Origin of the sequence: Rhizobium sp. Leaf306, assembly GCF_001423425.1 — a bacterium.
Lineage (GTDB): Bacteria > Pseudomonadota > Alphaproteobacteria > Rhizobiales > Rhizobiaceae > Neorhizobium > Neorhizobium soli.
Window position 1 is genome coordinate 1355001 of record NZ_LMNX01000001.1, and the last position, 18953, is coordinate 1373953.

General features: G+C 61.4%; 15 protein-coding genes and 1 tRNA gene (1 of these 16 only partly in view). 3 read left to right on the top strand and 13 right to left on the bottom strand.

Translation table 11 applies throughout. The features are described 5' to 3' along the window. Positions 1–1884, top strand: partial view of a M23 family metallopeptidase gene (locus ASG19_RS06410; protein WP_062454271.1) — the 3' portion only. It extends 54 nt beyond the left edge of the window; 1884 of the gene's 1938 nt are visible here — the last part of the coding sequence; the start codon falls outside the window, past its left edge; the stop codon is at positions 1882–1884. Positions 1885–1952: 68 nt separating this feature from the next. Here ASG19_RS06410 and clpB read toward each other — a convergent pair whose 3' ends face one another. The 7 genes from clpB to ASG19_RS06445 form a co-directional block, all read right to left on the bottom strand. Further along, positions 1953–4553, bottom strand: coding sequence for an ATP-dependent chaperone ClpB (clpB, locus tag ASG19_RS06415; protein ID WP_062454962.1), 2601 nt, complete (start codon positions 4551–4553; stop codon positions 1953–1955). 394 nt (positions 4554–4947) lie between these two features. Further along, on the bottom strand, positions 4948–5955 hold the full coding sequence (locus ASG19_RS06420) for a DUF4167 domain-containing protein (RefSeq protein WP_062454272.1): 1008 nt from the start codon (positions 5953–5955) through the stop codon (positions 4948–4950). Positions 5956–6269: 314 nt separating this feature from the next. Continuing rightward, entirely contained in the window at positions 6270–7184 is a 915-nt protein-coding gene (gene prmC, locus ASG19_RS06425; RefSeq protein ID WP_062454273.1) for a peptide chain release factor N(5)-glutamine methyltransferase, read from the bottom strand. Continuing rightward, the gene (gene prfA, locus ASG19_RS06430; protein WP_062454274.1) at positions 7181–8263 is read right to left on the bottom strand and encodes a peptide chain release factor 1; all 1083 of its coding nucleotides are present in this window, start codon (positions 8261–8263) and stop codon (positions 7181–7183) included. Before prfA ends, prmC begins: the two co-directional genes overlap by 4 nt. 32 nt (positions 8264–8295) lie before the next feature. Further along, positions 8296–10563, bottom strand: coding sequence for a phosphoenolpyruvate--protein phosphotransferase (gene ptsP, locus ASG19_RS06435; RefSeq protein ID WP_062454964.1), 2268 nt, complete (start codon positions 10561–10563; stop codon positions 8296–8298). A gap of 81 nt (positions 10564–10644) precedes the next feature. After that, a complete protein-coding gene (locus ASG19_RS06440) occupies positions 10645–11919 on the bottom strand; it encodes an aspartate kinase (protein WP_062454275.1) in 1275 nt (424 codons plus the stop codon). Positions 11920–12212: 293 nt separating this feature from the next. Beyond that, positions 12213–13106, bottom strand: coding sequence for an SH3 domain-containing protein (locus ASG19_RS06445; RefSeq protein WP_082476198.1), 894 nt, complete (start codon positions 13104–13106; stop codon positions 12213–12215). A 291-nt stretch (positions 13107–13397) separates the two neighbouring features. Between ASG19_RS06445 and ubiG the strand changes: the two genes are divergently transcribed. Continuing rightward, entirely contained in the window at positions 13398–14144 is a 747-nt protein-coding gene (ubiG, locus tag ASG19_RS06450; protein ID WP_062454276.1) for a bifunctional 2-polyprenyl-6-hydroxyphenol methylase/3-demethylubiquinol 3-O-methyltransferase UbiG, read from the top strand. 3 nt (positions 14145–14147) lie between these two features. Here ubiG and ASG19_RS06455 read toward each other — a convergent pair whose 3' ends face one another. From ASG19_RS06455 to ASG19_RS06475, 6 genes are all read right to left on the bottom strand, one after another. Beyond that, positions 14148–15233, bottom strand: coding sequence for an acyltransferase family protein (locus tag ASG19_RS06455; RefSeq protein WP_062454277.1), 1086 nt, complete (start codon positions 15231–15233; stop codon positions 14148–14150). Positions 15234–15382: 149 nt separating this feature from the next. Further along, positions 15383–15456, bottom strand: a tRNA-Ala gene (locus ASG19_RS23800). A 143-nt stretch (positions 15457–15599) separates the two neighbouring features. After that, on the bottom strand, positions 15600–16028 hold the full coding sequence (locus tag ASG19_RS06460) for a DUF1178 family protein (RefSeq protein WP_062454278.1): 429 nt from the start codon (positions 16026–16028) through the stop codon (positions 15600–15602). Next, a complete protein-coding gene (locus tag ASG19_RS06465; RefSeq protein WP_062454279.1) occupies positions 16025–16885 on the bottom strand; it encodes a carbon-nitrogen hydrolase family protein in 861 nt (286 codons plus the stop codon). The genes ASG19_RS06460 and ASG19_RS06465 overlap by 4 nt, the downstream gene beginning before the upstream one ends. Before the next feature lie 12 nt (positions 16886–16897). Further along, positions 16898–17155: a glutaredoxin 3 gene (gene grxC / locus ASG19_RS06470; protein WP_062454280.1), complete on the bottom strand. Its 258-nt coding sequence runs from the start codon at positions 17153–17155 to the stop codon at positions 16898–16900. 56 nt (positions 17156–17211) lie between these two features. Then, positions 17212–17970 carry a ComF family protein gene (locus ASG19_RS06475; protein ID WP_062454281.1) on the bottom strand — a complete coding sequence of 253 codons (759 nt, stop codon included), beginning with the start codon at positions 17968–17970 and terminating at the stop codon, positions 17212–17214. A 93-nt stretch (positions 17971–18063) separates the two neighbouring features. On the opposite strand from ASG19_RS06475, the gene ASG19_RS06480 reads away from it, so the two are divergent. After that, entirely contained in the window at positions 18064–18942 is an 879-nt protein-coding gene (locus tag ASG19_RS06480) for a methyltransferase domain-containing protein (protein ID WP_062454282.1), read from the top strand. The last annotated feature ends 11 nt before the right edge of the window (positions 18943–18953 follow it).

The window sequence follows — 18953 nt, forward strand, 5'->3', positions numbered from 1 at the left end:
GCCGATGGCCGTCGCGCGCCGGACCGGCGCGAAATTTCCATGCGCTGGCTTTCCGGAACGTTCCTGACCGGCATTACATCGTCTCTCCTGATGGGCGTCGCGCTGTTTGCAGCGCTCGATGGCCGCCAGCAGCTTGCCACGCCTGCCGAAGCCTCTGCCGCGGTCCCTTCAGATCATGACGACGACATCACGTCGCGCGGCAAGCGTCTGCTCGGTGGCAATATCGTCGCCATGCCCACCGACCGGCGGATCATGGAAGTGTCCACCGTCGTTCACGAGGGCAATAAGGAAGTCGTGCGCCGCCGGCCCTTCGCGCATGTGAAGATGAACCTTGCGGTCAACAACGTCGCGCCGGAAGCCTATCCGAAATTCGATCCGCTCAGCATCTTCTCTTCCAGCGAAGCGCCGCCGCCGCCCAACAGCCGCACCGGCGTGATCTACGGATCCAACGTGGAATCCGATGTCAGCCTGCAGACGGTGCCCTTCCCGGTCAAGGGCGGCACCTATGCCTATGCGGCGCCGATGACGCTCGAGGAAGTGGAAGAAAACGTCCGATCCAACGGCTCCGTGCTAACGTCAGGCAATACCCAGCTCTCGGCACTCTATTATGTCGACCCGCAGCGCTTCTCCTCCGAAGATGAGGATGTCGACCTGACATCGGGTCTGGCGGCCCGCATTGTCGAGCAGAACATGTCGGTCTCGACGCCCGAACCGTTTACGGCGCGCAGCCGCGAATATGCAGATGATATCATCCCGGTCCGTCAGCCGACCACGATCGCCCAGGCGATGACCTCCGTCGGCTACCCCGATACAAAGGCCCGCGAAATCGCCGGCTACCTCAAGTCGCGGATCGGCAGCGAGGATGTGGCCGCCGGCGACGTGATCCGCATCGGCGTGATCCAGGAGGGCCAGATGGTCCTCGTCGTGCGCGCTAGCATCTATCGCCGCGGCAATCACCAGATCACGGTTGCCGCCGACGACAAGGGCCATTTCATCGACGGCAAGGAACCGCAGATGCTGGATGCGGTCGCATCCGCGTTCAGCGAGCAACCGGCCATCGTCGCCGGCCGCGAATTGCCCGACGTCTATGACGGCATCTATCGCGCTGCCCTCTCCTACGGCATGAACAGTGACATGACGTCCCTGCTCGTCAAGCTTCTGGCTAGCAATGTGGATCTTCAGGCGCAGCTGCGCCCCTCCGACATGATCGAAGCCTTCTTCTCCGTCGCGGACGAAAAGGGCCAAGCCAGCCGGGATTCGGAACTTCTCTATGTAAACGCCCGGTTCGGCGACACGACCACCCGGTTTTACCGGTTCCAGGATCAGGATGACGGTTCGGTCGATTACTTCGATCAGGACGGCCGCAGTGTCCGTCAGTTCCTGTTGCGCAATCCCGTCCCGAACGGACGGTTCACGTCAGGCTTCGGCATGCGCAACCATCCGATCCTTGGCCGTGCCTTGATGCATACCGGTTCCGACTGGGCGGCCCCGCGCGGCACGCCGATCATCGCCACCGGCAACGGCACCGTCGAAAAGGCGGGCTGGGACAGCGGCGGTTACGGCAACCAGACGCTTGTGCGCCATGCCAATGGTTACGTCTCGTCCTACAATCACCAGAGCGCGATCGCCAAGGGTGTGCGCGAAGGCGCCAAGGTCACGCAGGGTCAGGTAATCGGCTATGTCGGCTCGACCGGCCAGTCGACCGGCGCCCATCTCCATTACGAACTCGTGGTCAACGGCACCAAGGTCGATCCGATGAAGGTGCGCCTGCCCGGCGGCAAGTCGCTCGACGGCAAGGCGCTGGCGCGGTTCGAGGAAGAGCGCACCCGCATCGATGCGCTGCTGAAGAGCACATCGAAGCCGGCCGAAGTCGCCAGCCGCTAATCTTGCCCCGATACGAAAAAGGCCGCCCCGTTTCCGGTGCGGCCTCATTTTTCGATCGCGGTTTGCGTTTATGCCGCTTCGCTCATGCTGCCCTTGATGCGAAACAGCAAGCGGTCTGAGCCTGATGTCACGTTGATCGTTGATCCGTCCGGGATCTGTCCGGCGAGGATCTGCTCGGCGAGTGGATCCTGCACGAACTTCTGGATCACCCGCTTTAGCGGCCGGGCGCCATAGACCGGGTCGTAGCCCTTGTTCGCCAGCCATTCGCGGGCATCGCCATCCAGGTCCAGTTCGACCTTGCGATCGGCCAGAAGCTTCAGCAGGCGCTGCAGCTGGATATCAACGATCGCGCCCATCTCGTTACGCTTCAGCCTGTGGAACAGGATGATTTCGTCAACGCGGTTGAGGAACTCAGGCCGGAACGAGGCTTTCACCACGCCCATCACCTGCTCGCGCACGCTTTCAGAATCCTCATCCTCGCGAAGGCCGGTCAGATATTCGGCCCCGAGATTGGAGGTCATGATGATCATCGTGTTCTTGAAGTCGACCGTGCGGCCCTGCCCGTCCGTCAGGCGCCCGTCGTCGAGAACCTGCAGGAGAACGTTGAACACGTCGGGATGCGCCTTTTCGATCTCGTCGAACAGAACGATCTGGTAGGGCTTGCGCCGGATGGCTTCGGTCAGGGCACCACCTTCGTCATAACCGACATAGCCGGGAGGCGCGCCGATCAGCCGCGAGACGGAGTGCTTTTCCATGTATTCCGACATGTCCAAGCGCACCATCGCGGTTTCGTCGTCGAACATGAAGCGCGCGAGCGACTTGGTGAGCTCCGTCTTGCCGACGCCGGTCGGGCCGAGGAAGATGAACGAGCCGATCGGCCGGTTCGGATCCTGCAATCCGGCACGAGAACGGCGAACCGCGCGCGACACGGCCTGCACCGCATCGCCCTGACCGACGACCGATTTCGCCAACTCGTCTTCCATCCGCAGCAGCTTGTCGCGCTCGCCTTCCAGCATCTTGTCGACGGGAATACCGGTCCAGCGGGAAACCACATGCGCGATCGCATCCGGATTGACCACTTCCTGCACCATGGCATTGGTGGAACTGTCCTGTGCTTCGGCCTGTGCGAGCTCCTTTTCGAGATCGGGAATGACGCCGTAGGTCAGCTCGCCGGCACGCTGGTACTCGCCCTTGCGCTGGGCAGTGGCAAGTTCGTTGCGTGCCTCGTCGAGCTTACCCTTGAGATCGGCGGCGAGTCCAAGCTTCTGCTTTTCGGCCTGCCAGCGCGCAGTCAGTGCATCCGCCTGCTCTTCCAGCGACGTCACTTCGGTTTCCAGCCGCACCAGCCGGTCGGCCGAAGCCGTGTCGGTTTCCTTCTTCAGCGCCTCGCGCTCGATCTTCAGCTGCATGATACGGCGATCGAGTTCGTCCAGCTCTTCGGGCTTGGAATCCACCTGCATCCGCAACCGCGATGCGGCTTCGTCCATCAGGTCAATTGCCTTGTCCGGCAGGAACCGGTCGGCAATGTAGCGGCTGGACAAGGTCGCAGCCGCAACCAGAGCCGAGTCAGAGATGCGGACCTTGTGGTGCTGCTCGTATTTTTCCTTGAGACCGCGCAGGATCGAGATCGTATCCTCGACCGTCGGCTCCTCGACCATGACCGGCTGGAAACGACGGGCAAGAGCCGGATCCTTTTCCACATGCTTGCGGTATTCGTCGAGCGTCGTCGCGCCGACGCAATGCAGCTCGCCGCGGGCAAGAGCGGGCTTCAACAGATTGGACGCGTCCATCGCGCCATCCGCCTTGCCGGCTCCAACAAGCGTGTGCATCTCGTCGATGAACAGGATGATCTCGCCGTTTTCCGACTGCACCTCGTTCAGCACGCTCTTCAGCCGCTCTTCGAACTCGCCGCGATATTTGGCACCCGCAATCAGCGCGCCCATGTCGAGCGCCATCAGCTTCTTGTCTTTGAGGCTTTCCGGCACGTCGCCATTGACGATGCGCAGCGCCAGTCCTTCGGCGATCGCCGTCTTGCCGACGCCGGGTTCACCGATCAGGACGGGATTGTTCTTGGTGCGGCGCGACAGAACCTGGATCGTGCGGCGAATTTCGTCGTCACGGCCGATGACCGGATCGAGCCGGCCATCGCGCGCTTCGGTCGTCAGGTCGCGGGCATATTTCTTCAGAGCCTCAAAGCCCTGTTCGGCGGTGGCGCTGTCAGCGGTGCGGCCCTTGCGCAGATCGTTGATGACCTGGTTGAGAGCCTGTGCCGTCAGCCCGGCTTTCTTCAGGCTGGCCGATGTCGAGGCCGAGCTTTCGATCAAAAGCGCCAGCAGCAGTCGTTCGACCGTGACAAAGCTGTCGCCGGCCTTCTTGGCGGCTTCTTCCGCTGTCGAAAACACTTTTGCCAGCGGCTGCGAAAGATAGATCTCGCCATTGCCGCCCGATACCTTCGGAAGCTTGGAAAGTGCAGCGTCGTTTGCGATGCGCGCATCCTTGGCGCTGCCGCCAGCGCGTTCGATCAATGCGGAAGCCATGCCCTGGTCGTCGTCGAGCAGAACCTTGAGCAGATGCTCTGGCGTAAACTGCTGATGACCAGCGGACAGGGCCTGGGTCTGGGCAGACTGAAGGAAGCCCCGTACCCGCTCGGAATATTTTTCGATGTTCATAAGATAAACCTCCTGAATCGCCCCGCCCTCCATGGAGGCACGGACCGATGATTGAGATGGGGCTCCCTTTAAAGGCGAACCCGGCCGGCCAACCGGCCTTGGTGAAGATATGGGAGCGCGATTTTGTGATTTAAAGACGCGGAGAAGAGGATTTAGGCGATATTGGCGCGGCGTCGATCGAGCCGGGATCGCGCGATGTCGTCGAGCCGACAACTCGCCGCCGCACCCGGGTAAGACCGGCGACGTAACAGGTGCAAAACGTGCAAGGGACAGGATCCAAGGCGAGCCAGGTGCAGCATGGCGATCTCCCGCACGAGCATTCGGCTACCCCTCAAAGAAAAACTCCGGCCTTTCGACCGGAGTTTTCATATCAATCGTACAGTGTCAGACCGGCTTATTCGCCAGCTTCTGCCAAGGCCGGCTTGTCGTCACCGTCGCCGGCATCTCCGCCGTCTGCCGCATCGGCATCCTTGCGGGTCTGGCGACGTGGACGGTTACCTGCCGTGCGGCGACGGCGTGGCGTGGCTTCCGTCTGCGATTCCTCTTCGACCGAAACCTCGACCGGCGTGCCCTCGATATCAGGCTGCGGGCCGGATCCATCGACCACAGGCGCAACGGCTACCGGAGCTTCGGTGACCTGAGGCGCGCGCTGTCTGGTCCGTGTCGGAGCGACCGGCTGTTCGGCAGCCGGTGCAGCAGGCTGCTCCATCGGCTGCTCGCTGCCCTGTTCAGGTGCGCGCTCTGCACGGTCCTGACGCTCTGGGCGGTCGGGACGTTCCGGGCGACGCTCGCGGCGCTCGTTTCGGTCACGCCGGTTTTCGCGCGGCTGCTGGTCCTGGCCGGACTGGCTGCCCTGGTTGTGCCCAGAGTTTTGACCCGGGTTCTGTCCAGAGTTTTGACCGGAATTCTGGCCTGAGTGCTGTCCAGAGTTCTGGCTGGAATTATGCTCGCGGCGTGGCTGCTCGTCCATCATCGGCTGTGGTGCGTAGCCCATATCGTCGCCGTCACCCTGATCCATATCGTCTTGATCGATCGAGTTGCCGTCGCGGTCCTGGTATTCGCCACGCTCCTGATGCTGGAAACGGTCCTGCATCTGTGCCTGCGCTGCAGCAATGATGCGGTAATAGTGTTCCGCATGCTGCAGGTAGTTTTCGGCCATGACACGGTCGCCTGCGCTTTGCGCATCACGAGCAAGCGTCGAGTATTTTTCGGCGATGTGCTGAGCGGTGCCGCGGATTTTTACATCCGGGCCGGAGCTGTCATAGGACCGGCTGAGCGGGTTGCCGCCCTTGCGATTGAAATTGTTGTTTCCACCGCCGCTGCCGCCGCCGCCGCCATTGCTGCTGCCGCCATTGTTGCTGCCACGCCCCCGACCGCGCTTGTTTTGCTGTCCTGGCCTCATATATCGTTCACCAACTCTCTGTCTTCGCTGATAAAAGGCCACGCGGCCCGCCGGTCATCGCCGGAACAGGACTTCGCGTGCCATGCGCAGGTCGACCAAGGCGGCCTGCCGCTTTCAAAGTCAAATTACCTGATCACGCACTGGATCTGCTCAACCTGCTCGGTCTTCGAAAAGAGCCGGTTCTACGGTTGACCTTTTAGCGAGAACGAATCGTTGTTCACTCCCAGCCGCCCCGATGCGTGATTTACGCTAACTCGCTTCCTGAAGGATTCCAAGCCCTTTCTTTTGCTTTGCAACATCGAAAGCCTGGATAATCAAGGGCCACCTCTCGTAAAGACAAGCACGCGATCGTTGTTACCATAATCACGTCTTGCTTGCGTCAAGATGAAGCCTGCATCCTCAAAGATACGTGTCACCGTGTCTCGCTGATCGAACCCGATCTCGACGCCGATCGACCCTTCGTCCTTGGGAAACGAGCCGTCTTCCTGTGGACCGCGCAGTTCGAGAAAGTGCTCGGCCTGCGATGCGATTGCCCGGTAGGCATCCAGGCCATCGGGTCCGCCGTCCAACGCTGCCGGCGGATCGAAATCGCGAACTTCCGGCTCTAGTTCAGGAATGACATCGCTTCTGATATAGGGCGGGTTTGACACGATTATGTCGAAACGCCCGTCAATTGCGTCAAACCAATGACTTCTGACGCCCTGAAACCGCTCACCAAGATCAAGACGTTGCGCATTACGCGTCGCCGTCGAAAGCGCATCCTCGGAAATATCGGAGCCGACGCCCGTCGCTTGCGGAACCTCGCTCAACAGCGCCAGAATGATGGCGCCGGTCCCGGTGCCAAGATCGAGCACGCGGGCATGGCCCTTTTCCGCAACGATCCGTCTGAGCACGGGCAGCATGCATTCGACCAGGAGTTCGGTATCCGGCCGCGGCTCCAGCGTCTCTTTCGAGAGCAACAGGTCCAGCCCGTGAAACGCCCGCATTCCTAGAATACGGTGAACCGGCTCGTGACCCAGCCGCCTGGCCACCGCGTCCGCAATCCGGGCCATGTCGAGGGCATCGACAACACGGTCGCCATCAACGAACACCTCGGTCGAGGAAAGTCCCAGCAAGCCGCCGATCAGAAGCCTTGCCTCGATGGCCGCATCGGCGATCCCTGCTGCGGCAAGCTGCGCCCTTGCATCCGCCACCACCGCCTTCAGCACAGACGCCGGTTGCTCGCTCATCCGTGCTGCTCGCCAAGCTGCGCCAGCTGTCCGGCCTGATAATCCGAAATCAGCGCATCGACGACTTCGTCGATCTCGCCGATCATCATCCGGTCGAGCTTGTAGAGCGTCAGGTTGATACGGTGGTCGGTCACACGTCCTTGAGGGAAATTGTAGGTGCGGATGCGCTCCGAACGGTCGCCCGAGCCGACCTGGCTCTTGCGGTCCGCAGAGCGTTCGCTGTCGGCTTTCTGCCGCTCCATGTCGTAGAGCCTCGAGCGCAGGACCTGCATGGCTTTTGCACGGTTCTGGTGCTGCGATTTCTCCGAACTGGTGACAACCAGCCCCGTCGGCAGGTGGGTGATGCGAACGGCAGAGTCGGTGGTGTTGACGTGCTGGCCGCCGGCGCCGGATGCCCGCATCGTATCGATGCGGATATCGTCCGCCTTGATCTCGATGTCGATCTCTTCCGCTTCGGGCAAAACTGCGACTGTCGCAGCCGAGGTATGGATGCGCCCCTGCGTTTCCGTATCGGGCACCCGCTGCACCCGGTGCACGCCGCTTTCGAATTTCAGCTTGGAAAACACGCCGCGGCCGGTCACGGTGGCGATGACTTCGCGGAAACCGCCCGCTTCGCCGTCGCTGGCAGACAGCACTTCCACCTTCCAGCCATGGGCACTCGCGTAACGCTCGTACATGCGAAACAGGTCGCCGGCAAACAGCGCCGCCTCGTTGCCGCCGGTGCCGGCGCGGATTTCCAGGATGGCGCTGCGCTCGTCGGCCGCATCCTTGGGAAGGAGAAGGATCTGCATGTCCTTTTCCAGCTGCTCGATGCGTTCTTCCGCATCCGGCAGCTCCATCTCGGCCAGCTCGCGCATCTCGCGGTCGGTCGCCTTGTCGACAAGCATCGCACGCAGGTCAGCGACCTCAGCCAGGGTCTTTTCGTATTCACGGATCTTGGTGACCACCGGCTGCAGTTCGGAATATTCCGATGCCAGCTTCACATAGACATCGGCAGCCGGACCCTCCGACATGCGCGCCTCGATCTCGCCGAACCGGCGTTCCAGTTCGCGCATCTTTTCGACAGGAAGCTTCGCCACCCAATCACTCCACTCTTGTTCTTTGTGTTTTTCTATACGGGAATGTTGTTGGTTTCCGCAAACCGCAACAGCAAATTGCGGATCGGCTCGTCCGAGCGCACGTCGTCCAGCGCGGCGTCGAGCTCCTCGGCCAGCTGCCCCGCATCGAGACCGAGCAGCATTGCCTTCACCGGCCCGATCGAGGTTGCCGCCATCGACACCGAGCGGAAACCGACGCCGATCAGCGCCATGGCCGAAAGCGGCTTGCCGGCCATCTCGCCGCACAGCGTCACCGGCGTGCGGTTCTTATCCCCCGCGCGGGCGATGTCGCGCAGAATGCGCAGGAACGGCTTGCCCAGAATATCGAACCGGTCGGAGACGCGGGCATTGCCCCGGTCGGCGGCCATGGCGAACTGGAACAGATCGTTCGAGCCGACAGAGACGAAATCCACTTCCGCCATCAGTTCATCCAGCTGCCACATCAGCGACGGCACTTCCAGCATCGCGCCGAACTGCAGCTTGCGCGGCAGGCTGTGGCCGAATTTGGAGAGATGCTGGACTTCCTTCTGGAACAGCTCGCGCACCGCGCGGATCTCGGAAACCTCGGTGATCATCGGCAGCATCATGCGCAGCTCGGCACCCGCCGATGCCCGCAGCAGCGCGCGCATCTGGGTGCGCAGCAGGCCCGGCCGATCGAGAGACAGGCGGATCGCCCGCCATCCCAGCGCCGGGTTTTCCTCTTCCTGGCTACGAAGGTAGGACACGACCTTGTCGCCACCGATATCGAGCGTGCGGAACGTCACCGGAAGGCCAGCCGCCTGGCGGATCACGGCGCGATAGAACGCCTCCTGTTCCTCAAGCTTCGGCATGGTCGAGGCGATCATGAACTGCAGCTCGGTGCGGAACAGGCCGATACCCTGCGCACCGGATTCGGCAAGCTGCGGCAGATCCACCAGCAGGCCGGCATTCATGTTGAGGCTGATCGCCTTGCCATCCTTGGTCACCGGCTCGACCGAGCGCAGTGCCTTGAACTGCTCCTGGCGCCGGGCCCGCAGCTTGACCTTTTCCTCATAGGCCTTCTGCAGATCCGCCATCGGGCGCACATGCACCTGGCCGTCGTCACCGTCGATGATGATGGGATCGCCGTTTTCGGCAAGCGCAACCAAGCCCGTCGCCTGGCCGACAACCGGAATACCCATGGCGCGGGCCACGATCACCACATGGCTGGTGACCGCACCTTCTTCCAGCACCAGCCCGCGCAGGTTCTCGCGCGGATAATCGAGCAGTTCGGCAGCGCCCATGGCGCGCGCAAGAATGATCGCATCGAGCGGGAAGTTCTCGTCCGTTGCTCGGCCGGAATAGCCGGTCAGCTGGCGCAGCAACCGGTTGGCCAGATCGTCGAAATCATGCATCCGCTCGCGCAGATAAGGGTCGGTCAGGCGCATCATCCGCGCCTTGGTGTCGCTCTGCACCTTTTCGACCGCAGCTTCCGCCGTCAGTCCGTTATGGATCGCCTCTTCCATGCGGCGCACCCATCCCTGGTCATGCGCAAACATGCGGTAGGTCTCGAGAACCTCGCGGTGCTCGCCCTCCTGCGCCACGTCGCGGCGCTGCAGCATGTCGTCGATCGAGATCCGGAGCGATCCGAGCGCTTCGGCCAGACGGAGGATTTCCTTGTCCGAATCCTCGTTGAGAAGATTGGTAACGACGATGCGCGGCTCGTGCAGCACGACATGGCCGAGCCCGATGCCCTCGTTATAGCCGTTGGCCGCGATCGTGACGGCACGGGTGAGGTCCAGCTCCAGCCCCGGTGCCGTGATCTTTTTGAGGTCACCTGTCGCGATCATCTCGGCGATCACCATCGCCGTCGTCTCAAGCGCCTCGACCTCGTCTTCGCGGTAGTTGCGGCTGGCCTTGTTCTGCACGACGAGAACGCCAAGCGTGCGGCCGGCGCGCAGGATCGGCACGCCAAGGAAGGAGTGGTAGATCTCTTCGCCGGTTTCCGGCAGGTAGCGGAAGGCGGGATGCGCCTGCGCATCGGAAAGATTGAGCGGCTGTGCCGACGCGGCGATCGTGCCGACCAGGCCCTGCCCCATCTTCAGCTGCGATGTATGGACAGCCTCCTTGTTGAGGCCTTCGGTGGCGTAAAGCTCGAGCACGCCGTCGGAGCGCAACACATAGACGGAGCAAACCTCCGCCACCATGTTGCTGGCAATCTGGCGCACGATGCGATCAAGCCGCTCCTGCGGCTCAAGTGGCTCGGCCATCAACTCGCGGAGCCGCTTCAGAAGAACGCGCGGCCCGGCCGACATGTCTCTCATCGGCATCATTGCTCCCGAATGCATCTTTAATCCGGAAGTGGCCGCGCGAGTTTCACACCCACGCGGCAAACCGGTTGACGATCAAGTCTTATCGAGACCGTAGGCGGAATGCAAAGACCGAACTGCAAGTTCCGAATAGTCACCGGCGATCAGGATCGAAATCTTGATTTCCGAGGTGGTGATGGCCTTGATGTTGATCGACTTTTCGGCAAGTGCCTTGAAAGCGGTCGCGGCCACGCCTGCATGGCTGCGCATGCCGATGCCGATCACCGACACCTTGGCGAGACCCGATTCGCTCTGCACGACGTCGAAGCCGATCTTTTCCTTGTTGTCTTCGAGAACGCTGATGGCCTTCGCCACGTCCCCATAAGGCACGGTGAAGGTCATGTCGGTCTTTGATCCGTCCTCGGAAATGTTCTGGACGATCATGTCGACATTGATGTGATTTTCAGCCAGCGGGCCGAAGATGGCGGCAGAAACGCCTGGCCGGTCGGAGAGACGACGCAGGGAGATCTGCGCTTCATCCTTGGCGTAGGCGATGCCGGTGACGACTTCCTGTTCCACGATCTCTTCCTCGTCGCAAATCAAAGTACCGGGCGGGTTGATGAGGTCGCCCATGCCCGGTGCATCGGGATCCTCGAAACTGGAGCGCACGAAGGTGCGAACCTTGTGAACCATGGCAAGTTCTACTGAGCGCACCTGCAACACTTTGGCGCCGAGCGATGCCATTTCGAGCATTTCCTCGAACGAAATCTTCTTCAGGCGCCGCGCCTTGGGCACGATGCGCGGGTCCGTCGTATAGACGCCATCGACATCCGTATAGATGTCACAACGATCGGCCTTGAGAGCGGCAGCAATCGCCACCGCCGATGTGTCGGAACCGCCGCGACCCAGCGTCGCGATCCGGTTGTCCGGGCCGATGCCCTGGAAGCCGGCAACGACGGCCACCTGGCCCTCGCCCATCCGCTTGATGATGTCGGAACCGTCGATTTCCTGAATGCGTGCCGCGCCATGCGCATTGTCGGTGCGGATCGGCAACTGCCAGCCCTGCCAGGAGCGAGCGTTTATTCCCATCGACTGCAGCGCGATCGCCAGCAGACCTGATGTCACCTGCTCGCCGGATGCGACGACGGCATCGTATTCGCGCGCATCGTAAAAGGGAGAGTCAGCGCCATTGACCTTCGGCGTGTCCTGTACCCAGCCCACCAGCTCGTTGGTCTTGCCCGACATGGCGGAAACGACGACGGCCACTTCATGGCCCGCGTCGACCTCGCGTTTCACATGGCGTGCCACATTGTGGATACGGTCAAGATTGGCGACGGACGTGCCGCCGAACTTCATCACGATGCGAGCCATTCGACAAAAACCACTGTTTCGTCCCGGCACGAACCGCTGGAACGTCTGCTTCCCGTTTCTCTGCTATCCGGGCCTCAAGGCCTGGAGTCACAAAGTTGCGGGGGTCTCATATCGAAAAGGGGCTGGCGGTGCAATGGCCGGAACAGGCCAGAACGGTACGCCCGGCAAAAACCGGAGGCAGTATTTCGCGATTATCCGCGGAAAATCGCCGAACATGAAAAGGGCCGCTTTCGCGGCCCCCGACTATCATCAACTGTAACCATTCACGGCGGAGCTCGTCTACGCTTGTCGCCTTAGCGATTGCGGCAACCCGGGCCGACGCACTGCTCAGTTTCACCCTGCGGGGCGCGACGGTCGTTGTTGCGCTCTGCACGCGGTTCCTGACGACGTTCTTCTCTGCGTTCGTCATTGCGCTCGGCACGCGGCGGCGGGCGGCGATCGTCCCTGCGGTCATCGCCACGATCCATGCGCGGCGGTGGTGGGCGACGGTCGTCGTCGCGATCAATCCGCGGTGGTGGACGGCGGTCATCCCGGTCGCGGTCGATACGCGGTGGTGGAGGACGACGGTCGTCGTCACGATCGATACGCGGCGGTGGGCGACGATCGTCCCGGTCTCGGTCGACGCGTGGCGGGTCGCGGCGGTCGCCGCGATCACGGTCCCAACCGGGACGGTTGTCCCAGCGGTCACGATCGCGGTCGCGGTCCCAACCCGGAGGCGGTGGCGGCGGACGCCTGTCACGATCCCAACGCGGCGGTGGCGGCGGCTGACGATCGGCGCGCCAATTGTAATCGCGCCAGCGATCACGTTCGCGATAGAAATTGCGCTCTCTGTAATGGCGGCCCCAGTAGTCGTTGACTTCGAAGGTCACCGTCGGGATGCCGAGACCCTGATAGTAGTCGGGCGCGACATAGACGCGGTTCGAACGGTACGCCGCCTGGACATAGTTTCCCGACACCCAGCCACGACCGCCGTAGAACGAAACGTCGCACCAGTTCACGCTGCTCATGCAGCCGTTGATGCTAACGGTCGCACTGACCGGGATCACTGTGACCGCCGGATAGGCGGTGCTTGGACCAGACCGCATGTTCACGTTCGCGGTTGCGAATCCCTGCACGGCAGCCGAAGCAATCGACGGCGCCAGCATCAAGGCGCCGAGAGCGGCTACCCGTAAAAGTAACTTTTTCACCTGTTTCCTCCTGGAAAACATAAGCGGTCGGAATTGCTTCCGTTTTGCGCCCCGTAATTTTCAGCCTAAATGCTCGGAACGACCTATTGTTCCAGTTGTCGGCTGAATGGCGAATGAATGATGTATTTGACTGTCATTCACCCTTTTTCTCCTCGCCGTAAGCAACGGTTCATCCCGCCCGCTCACTGGAAAACAATGACTAAGCTGTCGCGCGACCTCCGCGGCGATGTCACCCCTTGACATCAACCCGGGATCGTCCGACTTCAGGCCCTAGTACGAGAGGATGACGATATGACCGAAACCACACGCAGCACAGTCGATAAGGACCAGGTTGAATGGTTCTCGAAAATGGCAGCCGAGTGGTGGAACCCGACAGGGAAGTTTCGGCCTCTCCACAAGTTCAATCCGGTCCGCCTCTCCTATCTCCGCGACCGGATTTGCGAGCATTTCGGCCGTGACCCCAACGGTCACCAGCCGCTTGCCGGTCTTCGCATCCTCGATATCGGATGTGGCGGCGGTCTGTTGTCGGAGCCGATGGCCCGCATGGGTGCGACCGTTGTCGGCGCGGACCCGTCAGAAAAGAACATCGGCATCGCTTCCACCCACGCCGCTGAGACCGGCGTCACCGTCGATTATCGCGCAGTCACCGCCGAAGACCTGGCCGCATCCGGCGAGCTGTTCGACGTGGTCATGAACATGGAAGTAGTCGAACACGTCGCTGACGTCGATTTTTTCATCACGACTTGCGCGTCGCTGGTGAAGCCAGGCGGCCTGATGTTCGTGGCGACCATCAACCGCACGCTGAAAGCCGGCGCGCTGGCGATCTTTGCTGCGGAAAACATTCTCCGCTGGTTGCCGCGCGGCACCCATCAGTACGACAAGCTTGTGCGCCCGGAAGAGATCGAAAAGCCGCTGTCAAAAAGCGGCATGGAGATCATTCACCGCACCGGCGTGTTCTTCAACCCGCTCAGCGACCGCTGGAACCTGTCATCCGACATGGACGTCAATTACATGCTGCTGGCGCGGCGTCCGGGCTGACCTTCAGTTCTTGACGACAGCCGTGACGGGTGTTGCGGCGTCGACGGATCCACCCTTGCGGTGCAAAAGCGAGGCCCAACGGGGCCGCTCGAACAGGAAGTTGCCGATCCCTGTCGCCCTGACAATCGCGTAGACGATGAGCGAGCTCACGATCGACACGATCATCACCGAAACGCTCAGCAGTCCCGTATCGGTAAACAGTCCGGTCTTGAGCGCCACTGCCCTGAACAGAGACATCGGAATGGTAAAGGCGAGGTAGACGACAAGCGAATGCTTGCCGAGCCAGACCAGCCAGCGCGAGAACGGCAGTTGGACGACGAGGCCGCAAGCGATGCAAAGCGCCAGCGTTCCAGCGACAGCAAGCACGAAATGCATCCCTGGCAACACCGCAGACCCCATCTGCATCCCGACCGGTTGAACCGCATAGCCGGATGAAAACACGAGCACTCCGTTGACCAGCGCCCAGACGCACAGCGCAGCCCAGGCTCTCGCCGGATAGCGCTGGCAGAGATCGACCAGCTTCAGAATAGCGGGACCCGTCAGGAAGCCGAGATAGAAGAAGACGAAATACGCGGCAAACTGCGTCACCACGTAGCTCGCCGAGTGCGGCGACCAGACCTCAAGGCCGATCGCGACCGGAAGAACCACCCAGGCCGGGACAGACAGCTGGTAGAACAGCTTCGTCACCAGTCCGAAAATGGCAAGCAGATAGACGAACCACAAAACGCCGTAGGGCTGGACCATCGCAAACGCCAGCTCCTTCAGCATCTTGCTGAGATCGAGCTCGTAGACCCCGATCTTGAGGCCAAGCATGATCGTGACCCAGAGCACGTAGAAATAAAGGTAATGGACCACCCGGCGGTCGACGAACTGCAACCACGGGCGGGCGATAACCTGCGACAGGAACAGACCCGAGATCAGGAAGAATTCCGGCATCCGGAATGGAGTGGCGAAACCGATGACATAGTGCAGAAAGCCGACCTGCCCGGTATATTCGCCGGTATTGTAGGCCGAGTACATCATCACAACCAGGATGATCGAGACACCTTTGGCGGCGTCGACCCACGCTAAACGATCAATCTTTTCCATGCTGCAGAGCACTTTCTGTCTGATCAAGGTTACGGGGACGCCCTTGCGCTGCGATCGCAACGATCCGGCCTGTTTGGTCTAAATCCAGAGGGTCATGTCGAATGCGATGTTGGTCGACGTCTGCCAATTCGTCGCCGGAGTGTGGTCCTTGGAGAACTGGGCAGGATTTGAACCTGCATGTACGGGCTTGCGGGCCCGCTCCATTTCAGTCTGGCACCAGTTCATCACGGACGGCTTTCGGCAGCCCGTCCGCAGAGATAGCGCAGTCAGGTTAGAGTTCGGTAAACCGGCATGGTAAAGATGCATGTCTTGGAAGAAATACTTACAAGATACTTCCGACATCGCTAATGAACTTGAAGACCGGCGTCAGTTGCCGTCTTCCGGGAGCGTCGGCAAGGGGGCGATGTCGATGCCCTCATCAATCAGCTCGCGCACGTCGTCGAAACTTGCCTTGCCGATAATCCCGCGCGCATCGGCCTCGCCGTAATGGATCTTGCGCGCCTCTTCCGGAAATTTCTCGCCGACATCTTCGGAACTGGCGCGGATACCGGCGACGGCTTCCTTGAGCTTCGCCATCACCTCATGGCGCGCCATATTCATCGCCAACTCCTGCTTGGCTTCCTTCTTCCGTGCTGTCGAAACGGAGGGCGCCATCAGGGATTTTGAGATCGCGGTGGAATTGCAGACCGGACAGGTTAAAAAGCCGCTTTCCACCTGGCGGTCGAAATCGGCGCTTTGGGCAAACCAGCCTTCAAACGCATGTCCGTTCTCGCAGCCGAGCGAATATTTAATCACGCCGCCTCTTCCCCGTCACCGCGGTCGGGGACGACCGCCACGGAAAACTCCCGGGCATTCTTGAGGTTGGGGATCTTCTGGCGTGCCGCCCGGACCTGGTCGAGATCGATCTCGGCGATCAGGACCTCTTCGCCGGTGCCGCCAGCCATCGCCAGAACCTTGCCCCAGGGATCGACGATCATCGAATGACCGAAGGTTTCGCGGCCATCTTCGTGGGTGCCGCCCTGTGCCGCAGCAATCAGGAACGTCCCGTTCTCGATGGCGCGGGCCCGAAGCAGGATTTCCCAATGCGCCTCGCCCGTCTGGCGGGTAAAGGCAGCCGGAACCGTGAGAATTTCGGCGCCGGCCAAGGCCTCAGCCCGAAACAGCTGCGGAAACCGCACATCGTAGCAGATCGCGAAACCGAGCCTGCCGAAACCGAGGTCGGCGACCCGCGCTTCGTTGCCGGGTTCATAGGCCGAACTTTCGCGCCAGCTTTCGCCATTGTCGAGATCGACATCGAACATGTGGATCTTGTCGTAGCTGCAGACGGTTGCGCCGTCTGGCGAAAACAGGAAAGCGCGGTTGGCGATCTTCCCGTCGTCGCGGGCAATGGCGGTCGAGCCGATATGCAGGAAGACACCAAGCTCTTTTGCGAGATCGCGCGCAGTCGAGACTATCACATCATCCGCCTCGCCCCGCAATACTTCGCGGGCCGCCTTGCGGTCACGCTGCAGCATGCCGGTCATTTCGGGGGTCTGAATATAGGTCGCGCCATTGGCTGCAGCGTCACGGACAAGACGCGCCATGTCGGCCGCATTCCTGACCGGATCGACGCCCGAACACATCTGGATCGCTGCAACCTTGACCGCGGTCATCGAAAAATCTCCTCAGGCCGCCAGAAGCGGATCGAGCTTGCCGGCACGGTCGAGCGCATGCAGGTCGTCGCAACCGCCGACATGCCGACCATCGATGAAGATCTGCGGGAATGTCGAACCGCCGTTCGACTTCTGCACCATTTCGGCGCGCAGTTCCTTGGAATAGGTCGCGTCATGCTCGGTAAAGGCAACGCCCTTGGATTCGAGCAGCGCCTTGGCGCGGGCGCAGTAACCGCAATATTCGCGGGTGTAAATGATCACATCTGCCATGATTTTCTCCACGTACTGTCAGGACTTTGTGCAGCGCGTCACAATTGCCGTCTCTGTCATATAGGCCCGGCAATGGCCATTGCAAAGGTCAAAACCGTCACCTCGGCAGCCCCTGCCCGCTTCAGCGCCCGGGTTGCGGAAGACACTGTCGCGCCGGTCGTGAACACGTCGTCGACCAGTACGATATGCTTGCCGAACACGTCCTGTTCGCGACCCGCGGCCACCTTGAACGCGGCGCGGACGTTCTCCTCGCGGCCCCGCGCGGTCAACCCCACCTGACGCCGCGTGCTCTTCGTGCGCAGCAATGTTGCTGCAAGAAAGGGCTTTTCGGATTGAGCGGCGAGATGCCGCCCGAGCTCGGCTGCCTGATTGAACCGGCGCCAGAACATCCGCGAGCGATGAAGTGGCACAGGGAGAATAGCGTCGCAATCGGCCACATGGGTCTCGCAAGCGCGCAGCATCCACCCGGCCATCATTGCGGCGAGGTCGGTGCGATCCCTATATTTCAGCGCATGGACGAGCGAGCGTGCCGCACCTTCGTGGATTGCCACAGCCCGCAGGCGGTCGAACACCGGGGGATTCGCGATCGCTTCCGGCGAGACCAGCAATTGCTCATCCAAAGCGGGATCGGAAGGATCATAGGAGAACGGAAGGCCTAGAACCTCGCAGTAAGGACGTTCGATGAAGCGCAGACCGCTCCAGCACTGTGCACAGAAACCGCGATGGCTGCCGGTGATCACCCCGCATCCGGGACAGGCTGGCGGGTAGGCGACGTCGCCTATCCGACGTGTCCAGACGGACGCGGCCGATACCATGCTCCTTAGCGATCGCAAGGCGTGGGACGAAGACATGCTTGACATTAATCGACGGAGAGCGACTTTGCGACCCGCGGAAATTGAGTGGAAAACATGGACATCATTTTTGACGCCGAACTGGTCGAAGCACGGCGCCGGCGTGCGATTGCCGCTGGCGACCACAACGCGGCGTTTTTGCTGGATATAGCCGGACGCGAACTGGCCGAGCGGCTGTCCGTGGTCGAACGGCAGTTCGAACAGGGTGTCGAGTTGCATGGCGGTACCGGCACTGCAGCCCGCGAAGCGAAAGCAACCGGCAAGATCGACAACATGGTCCGGGTCGAGAGCGATCCTACCTTCGCCGTCTCTGGCGAAGACATCACGGTCGCACCGCTCGACGATGTGCCGCTTGAGCCGGATACGGTCAATCTCATCGTCTCACCGCTCGCCCTTCACTTGATCAACGATCTTCCCGGCACGCTGGTCCGCATCCGCCGGGCGCTGAAACCGGATGGGCTGTTCCTTGCCGCCATTCCCGGATCCGGCACGCTTGCCGAGCTGCGCGATGTACTTCTGTCGGCCGAGGTGGAAATGACCGGGGGCGCTAGCCCGCGTGTCATTCCGTTTGCGGACGTGCGCGACGTCGGCGGGCTACTGCAGCGGACGGGTTTTGCCCTGCCCGTGATCGATGCGGAAACCTATACGGTGCGCTACGACAACCTGTTTGCACTGATGCGGGACTTGCGCGGCATGGGCATGACCAATGCGCTCGCTGGCCGCAGCCGCAAGCCGCTGACGAAGAGCTTTTTCCTGAAAGCCGCCGAGCTTTATGCCGAACGCTACTCGGATCCGGATGGGCGCATCCGGGCCACGTTTTCGATCATCTACGCATCGGGATGGGCGCCGCATGAAAGCCAGCAAAAGCCCCTGAAGCCGGGATCGGCCAAGATGCGGCTGGAAGATGCGCTGCGCGGATCGCAGAACGAAAACTGATAGATCAGGGT

Excerpts from the sequence above, each read along its gene's own strand:
- ASG19_RS06420 (WP_062454272.1), bottom strand. The coding sequence starts at position 5,955 with ATGAGGCCAGGACAGCAAAACAAGCGCGGTCGGGGGCGTGGCAGCAAC.
- grxC (WP_062454280.1), bottom strand. The coding sequence starts at position 17,155 with ATGGCAGATGTGATCATTTACACCCGCGAATATTGCGGTTACTGCGCC.
- ASG19_RS06440 (WP_062454275.1), bottom strand. The coding sequence starts at position 11,919 with ATGGCTCGCATCGTGATGAAGTTCGGCGGCACGTCCGTCGCCAATCTT.
- ASG19_RS06455 (WP_062454277.1), bottom strand. The coding sequence starts at position 15,233 with ATGGAAAAGATTGATCGTTTAGCGTGGGTCGACGCCGCCAAAGGTGTC.
- clpB (WP_062454962.1), bottom strand. The coding sequence starts at position 4,553 with ATGAACATCGAAAAATATTCCGAGCGGGTACGGGGCTTCCTTCAGTCT.
- ASG19_RS06480 (WP_062454282.1), top strand. The coding sequence starts at position 18,064 with ATGGACATCATTTTTGACGCCGAACTGGTCGAAGCACGGCGCCGGCGT.
- ASG19_RS06465 (WP_062454279.1), bottom strand. The coding sequence starts at position 16,885 with ATGACCGCGGTCAAGGTTGCAGCGATCCAGATGTGTTCGGGCGTCGAT.
- ptsP (WP_062454964.1), bottom strand. The coding sequence starts at position 10,563 with ATGAGAGACATGTCGGCCGGGCCGCGCGTTCTTCTGAAGCGGCTCCGC.
- prmC (WP_062454273.1), bottom strand. The coding sequence starts at position 7,184 with ATGAGCGAGCAACCGGCGTCTGTGCTGAAGGCGGTGGTGGCGGATGCA.
- ASG19_RS06475 (WP_062454281.1), bottom strand. The coding sequence starts at position 17,970 with ATGGTATCGGCCGCGTCCGTCTGGACACGTCGGATAGGCGACGTCGCC.
- ubiG (WP_062454276.1), top strand. The coding sequence starts at position 13,398 with ATGACCGAAACCACACGCAGCACAGTCGATAAGGACCAGGTTGAATGG.